Origin of the sequence: Allobosea massiliensis (assembly GCF_042655245.1) — a bacterium.
In the GTDB taxonomy this organism is placed as follows: domain Bacteria; phylum Pseudomonadota; class Alphaproteobacteria; order Rhizobiales; family Beijerinckiaceae; genus Allobosea; species Allobosea massiliensis.
Genome location: NZ_JBHSLU010000063.1, coordinates 332,863 through 351,662, shown reverse-complemented (window position 1 = coordinate 351,662; position 18,800 = coordinate 332,863). Strand labels below are relative to the sequence as shown.

Sequence of the window (18,800 nt, the reverse complement as noted above, 5' to 3'; positions counted from 1 at the left end):
GTCCCTGACCATTCAGAGGCGAAGACGAAAAACAGCGACCGGGAACGTCCCGACGCAGGACAACCATACGAATGCCCGGATGCCGATCAACCGCGATCACGCCGCCGAGAGCCGCAGGGGGGTGCTTTGGAATGCGGTGTTGCAGGCAGGCCACGCTTTGACGGGCGAAATTTACCAACCGTTAACCGCGCCCGACCGGCAAGCCCCGTTTCGAGGCGTTCCAGGGTGGAATCGGCGTGAGCCCTGCCGCCCGTCGCCGCGCGGCCCGATTCCCCCGTTCCCCCTCAGACGATCGGGCCGCTCCGCCAGTCCATGTCGCTGAGATCGGCGGCTGGCGGGCAGGCGGGCCCGCTCAACGGGGGTCGCCGCGCCGCAAGCGCGGACGAATCAGTACTCCCACTCGGCGCCGACGCCGACCGCCGCCCCGCCCTCGGCATTGGTCTCGGCCTGAAGCTTGAGTCGGCGCGTCAGATCGATGTTGACCGAGACACCACTGTCCTCCGGCCGCGCGCCCGCCTTCACACCCACGGAGACGTTGTCGCTGATGTAGCGCGAGACGCCGACGGTCGGGCCGCCGGCGCCGACCTGAATGTCAAGATTGTCGACGCCGAGGGATTTGCGCAGCCGCTCGAAGGAATCATCGCCGCCGCCCCCGGCGAACTGTGCCGCCGTCTGCGCCAGCTGCAATGCCTGGAAGGGCGAGAGCGAACCCGACGCCCGCGCGAAGAGCAGGCGCGACAGCACCTCGTCCTGCGGGAGATCCGGATTGGAGGTGAAGGCGAAGGACGGCGCATCGGCCGGGCCGGTGACGATGACGCGGGCGGTGACGTCCCCGGCACGGGTCTCGGCTACGAAGTCGAGTTCCGGCAGCGTTCCACCCGCGAAGGTCAGCCTGCCGCGGCTGAAATCGAGACGCTGGCTCAGCACGGTGAGGCGCCCGCGGCGCAATTCGAAGCCGCCGTCGAGCTGCGGGGCCGCCAAGCTGCCGCCGACCCTGAGCTGCCCGCCAAGTTCAGCATCGATGCCACGGCCCCGGACAAAAACACGGCTCGGCGCCGAAACCGTGAGCGCGAGCGCGGCGTCGAAGGCCGGCGCCGGACGGGCACCCCGCCTGGCTGGGCGGGCGTTGCGCTTATCCGCGGCGAGGCGGGCGGCCGCCGTGCCGGTCGGGCGGATATGCTTGATGCCGTCGACGGGACGCAGGGTCGCCGGCAGCCGGTCGGGCACCTTAACATCGAGCGAGAGCACGTCGACGCGCCCGCCGATCCGCGGCCGCTGGGCGAGCGGGCCCGCGATGTCGAGGCCGAGGTTGGCGACGGCGGTGACGATATCGCTGGAGACGAGCTGGGCGCGATTGCCCTGGATCCGGATGGACCCCGGAAAGCCCGCAGCGGGATCAAGCTCGACCCGCCCCGTGGCCGAGAGCGTGCCGCCATTGGGCGTGCTGGCGCTGGCGCGTTCGATCGTCAGGTTTTCACCATTGGCGGCGACCCGCGCCTCGATCGCGGTCAACCGGACGCCCTGCAGCACATCCGTGAAGCTGCCGCCGCTCAGCGTGGCCGACCCGCTCAGCCGCGGAGCGGCGAGCGAGCCCGCCGCGCGAAGATCAAGCGCCACACTGCCCGTGACGCGCTGACCCTGCGCGCCGATCAGTGGGTTGGCGAGCGCGGCATCGACGCGGCCCTGCGCCACGAGGTCGAGCACGCCGGCTGCGTTCAGCGGCGCTGTCCCGCGCAGCGTCAGGGTTGCGCCACGGCCGGCATTGACCGTCGCATCGACGCTCGCGACCTCGCCCTTCAGCGCGCCGGATGCCGCGATCTCGACCGGCGGCAGGCCGGCTCGGCGCGTCTCGGGCGTGACCAGACGTGAAATCCTGACGCTCCACGGCCCTGTCGGCGCAGCGGCTGTGCCGCCGATCTTCGCCTGCGCCTCCAGCGTCCCCGCGAGGTCGAGGCCCGGCGCGATGATGCGGGCGGCCGAAAGCGGGACGTTGCGGGCGGCGATGTCGAGATCGAGCGTCTCCCCTGCGCGGCCGGCGAGCGTCAGGCGCCCGTTCTCGATCGCCAGCGCGAAGCCCCCGATCTCGACGCCCCCGGCCGGGAAACGGAAGCTGGCAGGGTTGGCGAGCGCGATGCGCCGGCCGTCGCGGCGCGCCTCGAAGCTCGCCAGTTCGAGGCTGAGCGGTTCGCCGGGAACGAGACGGCCGGCGCCGTTGAGGGCAAAGCCGCGCGCGGCGGCGCTCAGGGTGAAGGCGCTGGCCTCGGGCGCGCCCTTCGACTCAAAGCGGATGGCGCTGATCGCCTCGCCGGCCAGAACGGCGCGGTCGATGGCGAGCGCGGCATCAAGCTGCGGACGGCCATAGACGTCGCGCGCGGCCGCCGTGGCGTCGAGACGGTCGATCGCCAGCGAGGGACCGGCGAGCTTCGTGCCCTTGGCGGTGAGATCAAGATTCTGGCGCCCCTCGACCACGGCGAGGCGGAGATCGGCGTCGAGCTGGCCGCCGAGCTTGGTCAAGGCGAGCGCCGAAAGATCGTCGAGATTTCGGGCGGCGAGCGTGATGCGCCCTTCGGCGCGGCTGGCGGGATCGAGCGTCAGGCCACCGTTCAGCTGGACGGAGCCGATGGCGATGTCGAGCGCCGAGAGATTCCAGCCGTCTCCCGGCAGGCGCGCGAGCGCGACGGTGCCCGTGGCGGGCCGGGAATCGATCTCGCCGTTCAGGGTCAGGCGGCTGTCGAGCGCGCCCTGCAGATCGCGGATCACGGCATCCAGGGTCAGGCGCGGGATCGGGCGGGCGAGTGCCGTCGCGTCGGCGATGCCGAGCCGGGCCGTGGCGTCGAGCCTGTCGCGCGGGCCGCTGATCTGCGCCGTGAGGTCGCCGCGGCCCGAAAGCCGGGGATCGGCGCGCTTCAGATCGGGCAGCGCCAGGGCGAGGCGCAGATCGGAGGCCTGGCGTCCGATGCCACCATCAGCCGTGATCGTGGCATGTTCGCCGGCAAGCCGAAGGCCGCTGACCGTGATGTCCTCCGCCAAGGACCTGACCCGGCCGTCGAGCGTCAGGCGGCCCGCCAGCAGGCGGTCGAGGCGGGCGTCGCCGGTGGCGAGGCGCTCCCCTCGCCCGCTCAGGGTCGCGGCATAGTCGTTGCGGCGCGGCGTGGCGTCGATCTCGGCCGCGATCTCGGCCCGGCCGCCGAGCGGGCGCCCGGCCAGGCCGCTCAGGCGCGCGAGATCCGGCAGCACGGCCTGGAGGCGCCCCTGCGTGCGCACATTGCCGGCCTTGCCCTTGTAGTCGAGTTCGACACCCGACAGGGCGAGCCGCAGCGTCTCGAAATCGGCGGTGCCGTCATCCTGCGCCGTGCCGCGCAGGGTGAAGGTGACGCGCTCCCCCACCGCCCGCGCAAGCGCCCGGTCGGTCAGACTGATTCCCGCCGCCTCGCCATCCGCCGTCAGCGCGATGCGCGTGCCGGGCTGGCCGATCTGGCCGGTGGGGGTGGCGTTGAAGGTCAGGCCGAGGCGCTCGAATCCGCCGGCCGGCAGGCGCGCCTCGCGCGCGTCGAGAGTCGCCACGATGGTCGGGCCCGCGGCCGGGCCGCGAATGGTCGCGTCGAAGGCGAGACGGCCGATCTCGGTGCCGGAGGCGACCGTCTTGCCGCCGGCGTTGGGCAGCGCCGCCGCAGTGACGCGCAGATCGAGCGTGCCATCGGCCGCCGTGCGCCCGCCCACATCGAGTCGCGCCAGCGCCGAGACCAGAGCGAGACTGCGGATGTCGACGCCGCCGCCATCCGGGAAGCCGACAGCGCCGTCGAGCCGTGTCGAGCCGGCGAAGACCGGCGCGACGGGGGCCGGCATCAGCCCCTCGATGCGCGAATCGAGCGCCAGGGTGAGCAGTCGCTCGGTACCGCGCCGGTCGAGCCGGGCATCACCGCGTGCGCCGATGGTCGGGCCGGCATTGAAGATCAGGGTCGAGCCGAAGGAATCGAGCGGCCCGTCGCCGCCGAGATCGAGCGTCACCGGCGGCTCGCCGGGGAGGCCGGCGATCTTCGAGATCAGCCCGCCGGCCGGCTCGTCGAGCTTGACGTTGAGCTGGAGCCGCGTCGTGTCCGGCACGAAGGAGAGGTTGACGTCGAAACGGCCCTGCGCGTCGAGACGGCGCGCCGCGAGCCGCAGGTCCAGCCCCTCGCTCGGCGGCCCAAGACTCGCCGAACCGGTGGCACCGAGCCGCGCGGCGACGCCAACCACCGGCTCGCCCAGGGCGAGCTCGTTCAACTGGAAGGCGCGGACGATCACCTTCAGGGGCAGTTCGGGCAGGATCGGGCCATCTGGCGGCGGGGCGGCGCCCGGGGGTGGCGGCGCCTGCTTGCGCAGAAGCTCGAGCCTGCCGATCTCGAGCCGGTCGATGTCCAGACGGCGCAGCAGCAAGGCGCTGCGTGTCCAGATCAGGCGGGCGCGGTCCAGCCGCAGCCAGGGGCCGTCGCGATCCGACAGGACGATGTCGCGGATCTCGACATCGGAGGAGAGCGCGCCGTTGACCGCGCCGATCGAGACCTGGCTGGTGTCGCTGGAGAGCGCCTTCGAGATCAGGTCGGCGACCACGCCGCGATCGGTCTGGGCGTTCTGGGCGATGCCGCCGAAGGGCACGAAGGCAACGAGAGCTGCCAACAACAGCAGCGCTGGCAGGGCGAGACGCAGCGCGAGGGGCCGCAGCGATGTGAGATTTGTCCGCATCAGAAGGCCTGCCCGATGCTGACATAGAGCGCGACGGGTTTATCGCCCTTGCGCGGGTTGAGCGGCGCGGCGACGTCGACGCGGATCGGCCCGATGGCCGTGTAGTAGCGCAGGCCGAGACCGGCGGCCATCTGCAGGCGCTGCTTGAAGTCCGGCACGCTGCCCTCGAAGGCGGTGCCCGCATCGAAGAAGGGCACGACGCCGATGGTGTCGGTCACCTTGATGCGCGCCTCGAGCGAGGCCTCGAACAGGCTGCGCCCACCCGTCAGGCGGTTGAGCGGGCCGAGTGGCGAGAGCGTACGATAGGCATAGCCGCGCACCGAACCGCCGCCGCCGGCATAGAAGCGCCGGGTCGCAGGCACCTCGTCGAGATCGGCGCCAGCGATCGAGCCCAGCCCGACGCGGCCAGCGAGCACATAGCGCGCATCCTCGTCCAGCGCGTAGAAGGCCGCGAGCGACGCCTTGCTCTGGACGATCCCGACGGTCGAGCCGAGGAAGGTCGGATAGGGCGCGACGGAGGCTGTGGCGCGGATGCCGCGGGTGGCGTCGAGCAGGCTGTCGGTCGAATCGTATTTCACCGAGAGCGGGATGCCGACGAGGGTATAGTCGACCTGGCCGAGCACGTCCGAGGTCTGGCCTCGTTCGACCTCGAGCCCCGCCGAGATCGAGAAGGTGTCGCTGAAGCGACGCTGGATCGCGGTCGTGACATTGCCGTAGCGGGCGGTGTAGCCGCCGAAGCGGTTGGTGCCGACGCGCTGGCGCGTCGCGACGCCGTCAAGCAGCCAGTCATAGCGGCTGCCCCACAGCGCGGGTTTCAGGAAGCTGAAGGCAAAGCGGCCGCCGAGATCGGAGCGCTCGAAATCGTCGAACTTGGTGATCTTGGTGCCGTCGATGCGGGGGGCGAAGAAGACATCACCCTCGAGCCGCAGGCGCTCGGCCCCGCCGAAGAGGTTGCGGTGCTCCCAATAGGTCTTCACCGCCGGGCCATCGATGGTCGAATAGCGCGCCGAGAAGCCAAGCAGGCGCTTGGGCCGCTCCGTGACCTCGACGAAGATCGGGAGGTTGCCGGCGCCGTCCAGCCGCTCGTCTTCCCGAATCCGCACCGAGCCGACGGCGGGGATGGTGCCGATGGATTTGCGTGTGTCGGTGAGGGCCTTGGGCGAATATCGATCGCCCGGCTCCAGATAGATGAAGGAGCGGATGACCTCGGGCGGGATGTCGCCGGTCTCCTCGACCGAGACCGTGCCGAAACCGGCGACCGGCCCCGGCTCCACGACATAGGTGACATCCATCGTGCGGGCGGCATGGTCCACCACCGGCTGCAGATCGACGACCTTGGCGAGCGGACGCGACTGGGCGCGCAGATGATCGACCAATGCCGCCCTCGCCGCCCGCAGCGAAGCCGAGGTGGCGGGGTCGCCCGGCTTCAGCCGGCTGACCTTGAGCGGGTCGTCGATGGCGGGTGCGCCCGCTGCGCCCCGTTCGGCGACGTCGACCTTGCGCAGCGCGAAGACCGGCCCCGGGCGGATGGTGGCGGTGATCGGCACAGCCTCTCGGTTGCGGTGCGATTCGAGGGCGCGGATCAGCCTTGCATCGGGTTCCGCCCCGACCCGCAGCGCCACGCCATCGACGACCAGCGCGACTTCGGCATCGAAATAGCCCTGCGACCAGAGCGCATCGACCAGAGGGTTGAGATCGGCCGCCATCCGCCGTGCCAGGGTCTCGCCGTCGGGCGGCGCGTCCTGGCGCAGACGGTAAAGCAGCGAGGCGTCCTGCAGCGTCCGCGTCAGCGCCTTGGCGTCATCGGCGCCGCCGAGATCGAATTCCAGCCGGTAGGGAAGCGTCGCCTGGCTGACCGCCGGCGGCTCCTCCTTCTTCGTGAACAGCCCGAACAGGTCCAGCGACGACAGGTCGAAAGCCTGCACCGGAACCGGCCGCAGCGCGACCATCAGGGCGAGCGCACAGCTTCCGCTCAGCGCAAGCGCGCTGCCCGCTCTCCGCCAGGACCGCATCCAACCTCCAAGCAACTCCCCCCACGACGCAACGGGACCACTCTAGCGAGGTTCCTGCCGCAACCATACAGAAACAAAACCGGCGCGGGCAAATGCGCCGGATTCGAGCGGTGTGGCTAACGAAGCGTTAGCGATACGCCGCCGAGCGGGGCGAGCTTGGTGACGATCTCGCCCTTGCCGGGCGAAAGCACGCCACCGCAGAGGCTGCCGGTGGTGACGATCTGACCGGCGCGCAGCCCGCCCATCAGCTCATCCTTCCGGTTGGCCCAGGCGAGGAAGGGCGCCACCGGATCGCCATTGGCGTGGACCGCCGGCTGATCGTAGATCGTGACGCCGTTCAGCGAGATGAAGCAGGTCAGCCCCGCGACCTCGTCCAGAACCTTCATGTCCAGTTCCTGGCCGAGATAGTAGCCGCCATGGCCGAGCGCGTCGGCCAGCCAGAGGGCGAAGGGCACGCCCTGCCAGTTGGCGAGACGGCTCTCGACGATCTCGATGCCGAGATAGGCCTTGTCGCAATGCGCCAGCAGCTCGGCCCGCGAATAGGGCTGATTCGGCCGCATCGGCACGTCCTTCGCCAGCCGCAGCGCGATCTCGATCTCGACGCGCAGCTCGGCGCCGATCGCGCCGTCATAGACGTCGCCGGGGGCGAGCCAGGGGCCCGGCATCAGGCCGGCGACGGGCGTGCCGTCCTCGGCGATGGCGACTTTCCAGCCCGCTTCGGCATGGCCCAGTGTCTTCGCGATGTCGGCCTGGATCGCCAGTCCGTCGAGGAATGAGGCCGGGACCGGCTGCGCGGCCATCTCGATCAGGCTCCTGTCGCGGCGGCTCGCGACGAGCACGGCGCGCAGGGTCTCGTGGGTGGTCGGCATGGCGTCTCGTCCCTGTCCTTATCGAACCGGCCTGGCCGGTGTCCGGGGCGCACCCTGCACGAGCCGCGCGCGCGAGGCCACCCCCGCGGTGGTGGGGAACCGTCGTGGCGCAGCCGGGTTGACCCCGTATCCACAGACCTTCCGGAAAGGCAGTTCGCCGCGATGAAACGGCTTCTCCCGATCATGACCGCGACCCTGATCTGGTCGCTCGGTGCCGGCGCGCAGACGGCCATGCCGCCGCAGGATTTCGTCCACAAGGCCGCGGTCTCGACCATGTTTGCCGTCGAATCGGCGACGCTCGCCTTGCACAAGACCACCTCGCCCGAGATCAAGAGCTTCGCCCACCGGCTTGCCAACGACCGCGGCACCACGGGCAGCAGCCTGCGGCAGATCATCGCCAAGCGCTCCGACATCGCGCTGCCGGAGCGCCCGGACGGGCGCCAGCTCGATCTTCTGCGCGATCTCGCGGCGCTGCAGGGCCTGGAGTTCGACCGCGCCTATGTCGCCGCGCAACGGCAGGCACAGGAGGAGAGCCTCGCCGTGATCGCGGCCTATGCCGAGAGCGGTTCGGACCCCGAACTCAAGGCCTTCGCCGAGAAGACGCTGCCGACCCTGCAAAAGCTCGACGCCGAGGCCAAGGCGCTGCCGAAGCCATAACAACCGCCTTCCCTGCCCGGCTCGCTTGACAGCGGGGCGCCGCTCCCCTCCGCTCGGCGTCAAAAGAGGTTGAGGGGACGAAAACGGCCATGCTCACCTTGCGGCAGATCGAGGTGATCCGCGCCATCATGATCACGGGCACGATCAGCGGCGCGGCCAAGCTGCTCGCGGTCTCGGCGCCGGGCATCAGCCGGCTGATGAAGCACACCGAGAAGACGCTGCGGCTGAAGCTGTTCGAGCGGCGGCACGGCCGCTATGTGCCGACGCCGGAAGCCAAGGACATCTTCGAGCAGATCAACGGGGTCTACAAGAAAGTCGACGACCTCCACTACACGCTGGCGCGGATCGAGCGCGGCGGCGGGGTCGAGTTGCGGATCGGCTCGGTGCCGAGCATCTGCCATGTGATGGTGCCGCGCGCGATCGAGAAGCTGAAGCGCAAGCACCCGGACCTTCGGCTCGACATCAACATCCTCAAGATCGAGGAGGCGCTCGACTATCTGCTGCTCGGGCGCGGCGAGATCGCGGCGATGAGCTACAAGCTCGACCATCCGGGCATCGACTTCCTGCCGCTGAGCCGGGGCGAGCTGCTCTGCATCGTGCCCGACGGTCACGAACTCGCCGGGCGGCCGGTGATCTCGGCGACCGAGATCGTGCGCCATCCGCTGATCGGGATCGACCCGAACGACCCTTACGGGCGGATCATGGCCGAGATCTTCTCCCGCCAGGGTCTCGCCTACGACATCGTCATCAAGGCGCGCTTCGGCACCACGGTCTGCTCGCTGGTGCGCGCCGGGCTCGGCATCGCCGTGATCGACCAGTTCACCGTCGCGCATGGCTCGATGCAGGGCATCACGACCATCCCGATCGCCGAGCCGACGCAGTTCCAGACCTATGTCGCCATCAAGAACGACAAGGCGCCGTCCGTCTATGCCGAGACTTTCGTGACGCTGCTGCGGCAGGAGATGGACGCTGTGGTCCGGCCGCGTGCCCCAGAGGCAAGAAGCCGGCTGGCAGGATAACATCAAGTTAGGTAATGCGATCAAATTGGTCATCGCGTTAGCGCGAGCGATCAGCTTATCTGATGGCGGCAACGCCTGCGATCATGATGGGGGAGCCACAGGGACGAGACGATGCCGGACATTGCCATCGCCAACCGGACGAAGCGCGTGCTGCTAGGCCTGATCGGCACGCCGATCGCCCATTCCGCCGCGCCGGCGATGCATGAGGCCGCCGCGCGCGCCGCCGGCTTCGAGCTGCATTACCATCTGATCGAGGTCGCCGACGCAGATCGCGCCGATCTGGTCTCGATCCTCGACGGCGTCCGTCGCATGGGCTTCTCGGGCATCAACGTGACCTACCCTTACAAGGAAGCGGTGGTGCCGCTGCTCGACGCGCTGTCTCCGGAAGCGCGGGCGATGGGCGCGGTCAATACGGTCGTGGCGCGGGACGGCGTGCTGACCGGCCACAACACCGACGCGACCGGCTTCGCCACCGCCTATCGCGCGCTTGGGCGCAGCGATGGCGACGCCCCCGTCGCGATCATCGGCACGGGCGGGGTGGGCAAGGCGATCGGCTTCGCGCTGGCCGGCTGCGGCGTCAGCCATCTGAGGCTCTATGACAGCGACCGCGCCAAGGCGCAGGCGCTGGCCGACCAGATCGGCACGCGCGCGCAGGTCGAGATCTGCAGCAGCGTCGAGGCGGCGGTGTCGGGCGCGGCGGGGCTCGTCAACGGCACGCCGGTCGGCATGCTGCCCAACCGCGACAGCCCCGTCCCCGCCGACCTCATCCGAAAGTCGCAGTGGGTGGCGGACGCCGTCTATCATCCCCTCTGGACACCGCTGCTCAAAGCCGCGCAGAAGGCGGGCGCCATGGTGATGACGGGCCGCGAGCTCAGCATCAACCAGGCCGTCGACGCCTTTGCGCTGTTCACCGGGGTCCAGGCCCCGGAGGGTGCGATCGCCGACGCCTTCGACCGATCCCTCGCCGCGCAGGAGGCCAGGCACCGCGCAGCCTGAGATCACGCCACGTCAAACACGGCCCAAGGGCCACCCAAGAAGACCAAGAAGACCAAAACCAGAGCTGGAGGAGACAAGAATGAAGACCCCATGGATCATCGCTGCGGCCGTCACAGTCGGGCTGGCTGCGCCGGCGCTGGCGCAGGAGAAGGTGAAGCTCGTCAACGTCGTCGAGCTGTCGGGCGCGGGCGCGACCGCCGGCACGAACTGGAAGAACGGCATCGACCTCGCCGTCGCGGACATCAACGCCAAGGGCGGGATCCTCGGCCGACAGATCGAGATCGTGCATTACGACACGCAGACCAACCCGGGTAACACCCGCGCCGCCGTGCAGCGCGCCATCGACGAAGGCACCTATGCGGTGCTCGGCCCGGTCTTCTCCGGCCCGATCGGCGCCTCCATGCAGATCGCGCAGCGCGCCGAAATCGCGCAGATCGTCGGCGGCGAGGCGGCCGGCCTGACCAAGCAGGGCAACCAGTATCTCTTCCGCACCTCGCTCAGCCAGGCTGCGGCGATGCCGAAGATCGCCAAATATCTCAAGGACACGGTCAAGGCCGGCTCGGTCGCCGTGGTCTGGGTCAACAACGACTTCGGCAAGGGCGGGCGCGACGCGATCATCCCCGAGCTTGAAAAGGTCGGCATCAAGGTCGCGGCCGACGTCTCGACCGAGCAGGGCCAGGCCGATTTCGCCGCCGACGCGATCAAGATCAAGAATGCCAATGCCGACGCCGTCTTCGTCTATCTGAACGAGGAGGAGAGCGCCCGCTTCCTGCGCGCCGCCAAGCAGCAGGGCATCACCAAGCCGATGGTCGGCGAGACGACGCTGCTCGGCGCCAAGGTGATCGAGCTCGCCGGCGACGCCGCCAACGGCGTGCGCGGCCATGTCGGCCTGTCGATCGACGCGCCGATCCCGGCCTTCCAGGAATTCGGCAAGAAGTTCCAGGCGAAGTACAACTACGCCTCCGACCATAACGGCCTGAAGGGCTACATGGCCGTCCACATGATCAAGTGGGCGACCGAGAAGCAGAAGAAGTTCGACAAGAAGGGCGTCGCCGACAGCTTGCGCGGCGCGACGATCAAGCCCTCCGAGGAGCCGGGCATCCTGATCGAGACCACGATCGAGACCAATGGCGACCTCGACCGCGAGAGCTTCCTCGCCGAGGTCCAGAACGGCAAGCAGGTGATCACGGCGACGCTGCCGAAGATCAAGCCGTAAGTCGATGCACAACCGGGTTCCCCTCCCCCTTGTGGGGAGGGGTTAGGGGTGGGGGTCGTAAAGTCAAAGCTCGCTGCGGATCGCCGGGGCGTAGCCGCTGATACTGGCGCGCCCAACGACAACCCCGCCCACCCGGTCGTCCTACCCCCACCCCAACCCCTCCCCACAAGGGGGAGGGGCTCGCGTCGAGCCACTCTCGCGAACTGAACAAGGCACCCCCATGGCCGAATTCATCGCCTATCTCATCGCCGGTATCGCCACGGGCGCGATCTATGCGCTGGCTGCGATCGGCTTCACGCTGGTCTGGCAGACCTCGCAGACGATCAACTTCGCCCAGGGCGAGTTCGTCATGCTGCCGGCCGTGCTGGTGCTGCTCGCGATCAAGCTGTTCGGCGCGCCGGTCTGGCTCGGCGCGCTGATCGGCATCGCCGCCTTCATCCTGATCTTCGGCGTCGGCTTCAAGCTCACCGTGGTCGACCCGATGATCAAGCACGGCGTGCTGCCGCTCGCGATCGCCACCATGGCGCTGTCGATCATCATGAAGGAAGGCGCCAAGGACGGCTTCTCGGCCGAGGCGCAGAACTTCCCCTCCTTCGTGCCGACGCAGACGATCGAGGTCTTCGGCGCGGCGATCTCGCTGCAGCATCTGGCGATCATCGCCTGCGCCTTCGCGGTCATCGGCCTGCTGCAATGGTTCGTCGGCGGCACGCGGCTCGGCCGGCAGATGCAGGCGACCGCGCAGAACCCGACGGTCGCGCGCATCCTCGGCATCCCGGTCGAGCGGATGGTGCTGTTGACCTTCGTGATCAACGCCGCGCTCGCCGTCGTCGCCTCGGTGCTGATCTCGCCGATCTACCTCGCGAAGTTCTCCAATGGCGAGGTCATCGGCCTGTTCGCCTTCATCGCGGCGATCGTCGGCGGCTTCAACCAGGTCCGCGGCGCGCTGGTCGGAGGGCTGATCGTCGGCGTCGTCGACTCGATGGCCGCGGCCTATGTCTCCAGCTCCTACCGGCTGGCGGTGCCGCTCGTCCTGCTCGTCGTGATCATCCTGCTCAAGCCGGAAGGCCTGATGGGCCGCAAAGAGGAGCGCCGCGTATGAGCGTGCAAGCGACCCGCGACGCCGCCTCCCCTCGCCTCGGGCGGCTGCCGCTCGGCGGCACCTTAGACGGCGCCTTCCTGACCCTGCTCGCCGGCGCCGTGATCCTCTGGTTCGCGCCGGTCGGCATGGGCCGCTACGGCACCTATGTGCTCTCGCTCTGGCTGGTGATGAGCATCGCCGTGATGGGGCTGAACCTGACGCTGGGCTATGCCGGGCTGAAATCGCTGGCGCAGGCCGCCTTCATGGGGATGGGCGCTTATCTGACCGCGATCCTGACGACGAAATACGGTGTCTCCTGGTATGCCGCCTTCGGGCTGTCGGGCCTGCTGACCTTCGCGGTCGGCATCGTGCTCGGCTTCCCGGCCCTTCGGGTGAAGGCGCATTACCTCGCCTTCGTGACGCTCGCCTTCTCGACGCTGGTCTGGCTGATCCTGCGCAACGAGCAGTGGCTGACCGGCGGCGTCTTCGGCATTTCCAACATCAACCGGCCGGACTTCTTCGGGATCAAGCTCTTCGGCGCGCTGGAATTCCACCGTTTCGTCGTCGTGGTCACCTTCATTCTGGCGGTGGCGCTGTGGTGGCTGATCCGCTCGCCCTGGGGCCGCGCCTTCACGGCGCTGCGCGAGAACCCGATCCGCGCCGCGAGCCTCGGCATCGACACGCGCGCCTATACGCTGCTCGCCTTCGCCATCGGCTCCGCCTATGCCGGCTTCGCGGGCGCTCTCTATGCGCCGCTGGTCGAGTTCATCGACCCCTCGCCGTTCTCACTGTCGCAGAGCTTCTTCCTGCTGCTGATGGTGGTGGCGGGCGGCTCCGGCTATCTGCTCGGGCCCTTCGTCGGCGCGCTGCTCGGCGTCGTGCTGCCGGAATGGCTGCGCTTCGCCGGCTCGCTCTACCTGATCATTTTTGCAGCCATCGTGATGCTGCTGCTGATCGCCTGCCCCCAGGGGGTCAGCGGGCTGATGGAACGGGCCTGGGCGAAGCTCACCGGCCAGCGGGGAGACGGCCGATGAACACGGTTCTGGAAGTCGACAACCTCCACAAGGCCTTCGGCGGCATCAAGGCGGTCAACGGGGTGTCCTTCTCGGTGAAGGAGGGCGAGATCCTCGGCATCATCGGCCCCAATGGCTGCGGCAAGTCGACCCTGTTCAACTGCATCCTCGGGCAGCTCGAGCCGACGGAGGGCCGCGTGAAGCTGGACGGCCGCGAGGTCACCAACATGCGCCCCTCGGATCTGAACCGGCTCGGCGTCAGCCGCACCTTCCAGCTGCTGCAGGTCTTCCCCGAGCTGACCGTGCGCGAGAACCTGATCCTCGCGGGCCAGGAGCATGAGGGCTCGATGCTGTCGCGCCTGTTCGGGGCGCGCGATGCCGGGCTCACCGAGAAGGCCGAGCAGATGATCGGCTTCTTCAAGCTCGGCCATCTCGCGGACGCCAAGGCGGGCGGGCTCTCCTATGGCCAGCAGAAGCTGCTCGACGCGGCGATGGCCTTCATGGCCGGCCCGCGCCTCGTGCTGCTCGACGAACCGGCGGGTGGCGTGAACCTCACCATGCTGGGCGACCTCAAGGAGCGGCTGCGCGCGATCAACGCCGAGCAGGGCGCGACCTTCGTCGTGATCGAGCACAACATGGATTTCGTGATGAGCCTTTGTTCGCGCGTGATCGTGCTGGCGGAGGGACGGGTGCTGGCGGAAGGCACGCCGGCCGAGGTCCGCGCCAACCCGGCCGTGATCGACGCCTATCTGGGGCACTAACATCCGTCATGCTCGGGCTCGACCCGAGCATCTCCTGCAAGAGATTCTCGGGTCTGCGCTGCGCTCCGCCCGAGAATGACGCGGAAGGGAATGGAGACCGGAATGACCACCCCCATCCTCGAACTCGACGGCGTGGTCGGCGGCTATGGCGCCATGACCATCCTGAACGGCACGACGTTCAAGGTGCGCCGCGCCGCCATCACCACCGTGATCGGCCCCAACGGCGCCGGCAAATCGACCGTGTTCAAGGCGATTTTCGGCCTGCTGAAGCTGCGCGAGGGCGCGATCCGGCTGGACGGCACCGACATCACCAACTGGACCCAGCGCAAGCTGCTGGAGGCCGGCATCTGCTATGTGCCGCAGGGGCGCAACATCTTCCCCGAGCTGTCGGTGCGCCACAATCTCGAACTCGGTTCGGTCGCGGCGGGCGCCCACATCACCGACATGCCCCGGCGGATCGAGGCGGCGCTCGACCGTTTCCCGGCGCTGCGCGCCAAGGCCGATGTCCAGGCCTCGACGCTCTCGGGCGGCCAGCAGAAGCAGCTCGAGATCGTGCGCGGGCTGCTGCTCGACCCCAAGCTCGTGCTGATCGACGAGCCCTCGATCGGGCTCTCGCCGATGCTGGTGCAGGAGACCTTCGCGATCCTGATGGAGCTGCGCGCCAAGGGCGTCACCATCCTGATGATCGAGCAGAATGCCCGCTCGGCGCTGGAAATCTCGGATGAGGGTCTCGTGCTCGAACTCGGCCAGACCCGGATGCAGGGGCCGGCCGCGGAGATCCTCGCCGATCCGCGGGTGGCGCAGCTCTTCCTGGGCGGCGCCCTGACGGACGCGGCGTGATGGCAAACCTGAAGATCGCCATCGTCGGCGCCGGTCTGATCGGGCGCGCGCATCTGGAGCGGCTCGACGCCTCGGCGGATTGCGACTGCGCCGCGATCTGCGATCCGACAGAGGCGGCGAAGGCGCTGGCGGCCGAGCGCGGCACGCCCTGGTTCGCCTCGATCACCGACATGCTGGCGGCGATGAAACCGGACGGGGCGATCATCGCGACGCCCAATGCGCTGCATGTTCCCGGCGCGATCGAATGCCTCGAGGCCGGTGTCCCGGTGCTGATCGAGAAGCCGCTGGCGGAGAGCGTCGCGGCGGCGCAGCGGCTGGTCGCGGTGCAGAAGCGCACAGGCGTGCCGGTTCTCGGCGGCCATCACCGCCGCCACAACCCGATCGTCAAGGCGGCGCGCAAGCTGGTGCGCGAGGGCGGGATCGGCCGGCTGGTCGCCGTGACCTCGCTGTTCCTGATCCGCAAGCCGGACGACTATTTCGACGTCGCCTGGCGGCGCGAGCCCGGCGGCGGGCCGGTGCTGATCAATTTGATCCACGACATCGACAATCTCCGCTTCATCTGCGGCGAGATCGAGAGCGTGCAGGCGATGACCTCGAACGCGACGCGGGGCTTTGCGGTGGAGGATACCGCCGCCCTCGTCTTCCGCTTCGAGAACGGCGCGCTGGGCACGGCCACCGTCTCGGACGTGACGCCGACGCCGTGGAGCTGGGAGCTCTCGTCGGGCGAGAACAAGGTCTATCCGCAGCGCGACGGGCTCTGCTACCTGATCGCCGGCAGCGAGGGCTCGCTCTCCGTGCCGGCGCTCGATCGCTGGCACTACGAGGGCCGCCAGGGCTGGTGGGAGCCGCTGCTGCGCGAGACGCTTCCGCTGACGCCGCTGGAGCCGCTCGCCGAGCAGATCCGGCATTTCTGCGCGGTGATCCGGGGCGAGGAGACGCCGATCACCGATGCGGCGGATGCGGCCCGGACACTCGCCGTGATCGAGGCGGTTGCCGAGGCGGCGCGGCGGGGCGCACCCGTCACCATCGACCGGGCAGAGGGCTGACAGCCATGACCAACCCCGCGACGAACCCGACCTCGATTGCAACCGTCTCGCTGAGCGGCGACCTGGCGGAAAAGCTGCAGGCAATCGCGGCGGCGGGGTTCGACGCGGTCGAGGTGTTCGAGAACGATTTCCTGACCTTCGATGGCGGGCCGCGCGAGGTCGGCCGCATGGTCGCCGATCTCGGCATGAGGATCTCCGCCTTCCAGCCCTTCCGCGATTTCGAGGGCATGCCGGAGCCGCTGCGCGCGCGCGGCTTTGCTCGGGCGGAGCGCAAATTCGCGATCATGAACGAGCTCGGCACCGACCTGATGCTGATCTGCTCGAACGTTTCGCCGCAGGCGCTGGGCGGGATCGACCGCGCGGCGGCGGATTTCCACGAACTCGGCGAGCTCGCCGGGCGCTTCGGCGTGCGCGTCGGCTACGAGGCGCTGGCCTGGGGTCGGCACGTCAACGATTATCGCGACGCCTGGGAGATCGTGCGCCGGGCGGACCATGAGCGGATCGGGCTGATCCTCGATTCCTTCCACACGCTGGCGCGCCAGTCGCCGCTGTCCCCCATCGCCTCGATCCCGGGCGACCGCATCTTCCTGGTCCAGCTGGCGGATGCGCCCAAGCTCGATATGGACGTCCTGAGCTGGAGCCGGCATTTCCGCTGTTTTCCGGGCCAGGGCGATCTGGCGGTGGCCGAATTCATGCGGGCGGTCGCGCAGACCGGCTATGCCGGGCCGCTCTCGCACGAGATCTTCAACGACCAGTTCCGCGCCGGCTCGGCGCGCCGCCTCGCCACCGACGGCATCCGCTCGCTGATCGCGCTCGCCGACCAGGCGGAGCCGCATCTGCCGGCGCGCGCCACAGTGCTCGATGTCGAGTTCATCGAGTTCGCGCTCGACGAGGACACCGCTGCGGACCTCGCGCGTCTGCTGGCGGCGCTGGGCTTCCGCCACACCGGCCAGCATGTCAGCAAGGCCGTTGCGCGCTGGAGCCAGGGCGGCATCAACCTGCTGCTCAACACCGAAACGGACGGTTTCGCGCAGTCGCATGCGATCATGCACGGTCCGGGCGCCTGCGCCATCTGCCTTCGCGTCGACGATGTCGATCAGGCGATGACCCGCGCGCTGGGGCTGAAGATCCAGAGCTTCGAGCAGGCGGTCGGGCCGGGCGAGCTTCACATCCCCGCGATCCGCGGCGTCGGCGGTTCGCTGATCTATTTCACCCAGCCCAGCGGCGAGTTGGGCCAGATCTGGGAGCGGGATTTCGCGGCGGTTGCGCCCGCGGCCGGCGCGCCCTCCCCCGCCCGGCTGGCGCGGGTCGACCACATCTCGCAGTCGATGGACTATGAGGAGATGCTGTCCTGGCTCCTCTTCTACACCTCGCTCTTCGCGCTGGAGCGGATTCCGCAGCTCGCCATCGCCGACCCAGCCGGGCTCGTCGAGAGCCGGCCACTGGTCTCGCCCGAGGGCGGCGTGCGCTTCGTCCTCAACGGCTCGCAGGCGACGCGGACGCTGTCCTCGCGCTTCGTCTCGGAGCATTTCGGCTCGGGCGTGCAGCACATCGCCTTCAGCGCGCCCGACATCTTCGCGGCGGTCCAGGCGATGCGCGAGGCGGGGCTCTCCTTCCTCGCCATCCCCGAGAACTATTATGACGACCTCGAGGCGCGGCACGGGCTCGATCCCGCCTTCATCGACCGGCTGCGCGACCACCACATCCTCTATGACCGCGACGGCGAGGCCGAATTCCTGCAGGTCTACACCCATGTCTTCGCGCAGCGCTTCTTCTTCGAAATCGTCGAGCGCCGCGGCGGCTATGCCGGCTTCGGGGCGGTCAACGCGCCGGTGCGGCTGGCAGCGCAGGCGCGCGAGGCGCGACCCGTGACGATGCCCCGCTCGCTGCGGGAGCTATAGGGCTCGGCAACCCACAGGCGAGCCAACGCCGTTGACCGGCGGGTGTGCGCCTGTGTATTATGATCCACATGATCGAGGTCGTGGAGACGGCCGAATTCTCGCAGTGGCTGCGACATCTTCGCGATGTGTCGGCCCGTGCCCGCATCATCGTCAGGATCAGAAGGGCCCAGCTCGGCAATCTGGGGGACGTCAGGTTCTTCGACGGCATCGGCGAAATGAGGATCGATTTTGGGCCGGGCTATCGGCTGTACTTTGTTCAGCGCGGCGCCGAACTGGTGATCCTCCTGTGCGGGGGCGACAAGCGTCGGCAGGCAGCGGACATCGCCAGAGCGAAACAGATGGCGAAGGACCTTTAGGATGCCCATCGAAACCCGGGATTTCGACGTCCAGACGTACCTCGCGACCCCCGAGGAGCAGGCCGCCTATATCGAGGCCGCGCTCGAAGAGGGCGATCCGTCCTTGATCGCCGCAGCGCTCGGGGACATCGCCCGTGCGCGGGGGGTTACGGCTTTTGCAGCCGAGAGTGGACTTAGTCGCGAGGCGATCTACAAGGCGTTCCGACCAGGCGGAAACCCGACGCTCGAAACCCTCTCCAAAGCGACCAAGGCGCTCGGGCTCAGGCTGTCGGTGGTCGCAACGTAAGGCGGAAGCTCGCCGGCCCCCGCCCGGC

15 protein-coding genes are annotated in these 18,800 nt (G+C 69.0%); 12 read left to right on the top strand and 3 right to left on the bottom strand.

Annotation, left to right across the window (positions count from 1 at the left end):
* Nucleotides 1-387: 387 nt before the first annotated feature.
* From ACFPN9_RS19455 to ACFPN9_RS19445, 3 genes are all read right to left on the bottom strand, one after another.
* Complete coding sequence (locus ACFPN9_RS19455; protein ID WP_066720580.1) at nt 388-4,722, bottom strand: translocation/assembly module TamB domain-containing protein; 4,335 nt, start codon at nt 4,720-4,722, stop codon at nt 388-390.
* Complete coding sequence (locus ACFPN9_RS19450) at nt 4,722-6,734, bottom strand: autotransporter assembly complex protein TamA (protein WP_066720578.1); 2,013 nt, start codon at nt 6,732-6,734, stop codon at nt 4,722-4,724. Before ACFPN9_RS19450 ends, ACFPN9_RS19455 begins: the two co-directional genes overlap by 1 nt.
* A 116-nt stretch (nt 6,735-6,850) precedes the next feature.
* The gene (locus ACFPN9_RS19445) at nt 6,851-7,603 is read right to left on the bottom strand and encodes a hypothetical protein (protein WP_066720576.1); all 753 of its coding nucleotides are present in this window, start codon (nt 7,601-7,603) and stop codon (nt 6,851-6,853) included.
* A 162-nt stretch (nt 7,604-7,765) separates the two neighbouring features.
* On the opposite strand from ACFPN9_RS19445, the gene ACFPN9_RS19440 reads away from it, so the two are divergent.
* From ACFPN9_RS19440 to ACFPN9_RS19385, 12 genes are all read left to right on the top strand, one after another.
* The gene (locus ACFPN9_RS19440; protein ID WP_066720573.1) at nt 7,766-8,260 is read left to right on the top strand and encodes a DUF4142 domain-containing protein; all 495 of its coding nucleotides are present in this window, start codon (nt 7,766-7,768) and stop codon (nt 8,258-8,260) included.
* 89 nt (nt 8,261-8,349) lie between these two features.
* Nucleotides 8,350-9,279 (top strand): LysR family transcriptional regulator, encoded by a 930-nt coding sequence (locus ACFPN9_RS19435; RefSeq protein WP_066720570.1) that lies wholly within the window; start codon nt 8,350-8,352, stop codon nt 9,277-9,279.
* A 111-nt stretch (nt 9,280-9,390) separates the two neighbouring features.
* Nucleotides 9,391-10,275, top strand: coding sequence for a shikimate dehydrogenase (locus tag ACFPN9_RS19430; RefSeq protein ID WP_066720567.1), 885 nt, complete (start codon nt 9,391-9,393; stop codon nt 10,273-10,275).
* Between the two features lie 79 nt (nt 10,276-10,354).
* Entirely contained in the window at nt 10,355-11,491 is a 1,137-nt protein-coding gene (locus ACFPN9_RS19425; RefSeq protein WP_066720564.1) for an ABC transporter substrate-binding protein, read from the top strand.
* Between the two features lie 220 nt (nt 11,492-11,711).
* Nucleotides 11,712-12,590, top strand: a complete 879-nt coding sequence (locus ACFPN9_RS19420; RefSeq protein WP_066720552.1) for a branched-chain amino acid ABC transporter permease — start codon at nt 11,712-11,714, stop codon at nt 12,588-12,590.
* Nucleotides 12,587-13,603, top strand: coding sequence for a branched-chain amino acid ABC transporter permease (locus tag ACFPN9_RS19415; protein ID WP_082735329.1), 1,017 nt, complete (start codon nt 12,587-12,589; stop codon nt 13,601-13,603). Before ACFPN9_RS19420 ends, ACFPN9_RS19415 begins: the two co-directional genes overlap by 4 nt.
* Nucleotides 13,600-14,343, top strand: a complete 744-nt coding sequence (locus ACFPN9_RS19410) for an ABC transporter ATP-binding protein (RefSeq protein ID WP_066720550.1) — start codon at nt 13,600-13,602, stop codon at nt 14,341-14,343. The genes ACFPN9_RS19415 and ACFPN9_RS19410 overlap by 4 nt, the downstream gene beginning before the upstream one ends.
* A 102-nt stretch (nt 14,344-14,445) precedes the next feature.
* Complete coding sequence (locus ACFPN9_RS19405; RefSeq protein ID WP_377817453.1) at nt 14,446-15,183, top strand: ABC transporter ATP-binding protein; 738 nt, start codon at nt 14,446-14,448, stop codon at nt 15,181-15,183.
* The gene (locus ACFPN9_RS19400; protein ID WP_082735328.1) at nt 15,183-16,229 is read left to right on the top strand and encodes a Gfo/Idh/MocA family protein; all 1,047 of its coding nucleotides are present in this window, start codon (nt 15,183-15,185) and stop codon (nt 16,227-16,229) included. The genes ACFPN9_RS19405 and ACFPN9_RS19400 overlap by 1 nt, the downstream gene beginning before the upstream one ends.
* A 5-nt stretch (nt 16,230-16,234) precedes the next feature.
* Nucleotides 16,235-18,130: a bifunctional sugar phosphate isomerase/epimerase/4-hydroxyphenylpyruvate dioxygenase family protein gene (locus ACFPN9_RS19395; RefSeq protein ID WP_066720543.1), complete on the top strand. Its 1,896-nt coding sequence runs from the start codon at nt 16,235-16,237 to the stop codon at nt 18,128-18,130.
* Nucleotides 18,131-18,198: 68 nt separating this feature from the next.
* Complete coding sequence (locus ACFPN9_RS19390) at nt 18,199-18,486, top strand: type II toxin-antitoxin system RelE/ParE family toxin (protein WP_066720558.1); 288 nt, start codon at nt 18,199-18,201, stop codon at nt 18,484-18,486.
* A gap of 1 nt (nt 18,487) precedes the next feature.
* Nucleotides 18,488-18,772 (top strand): addiction module antidote protein, encoded by a 285-nt coding sequence (locus ACFPN9_RS19385; protein WP_066720540.1) that lies wholly within the window; start codon nt 18,488-18,490, stop codon nt 18,770-18,772.
* Nucleotides 18,773-18,800 lie beyond the last annotated feature (28 nt).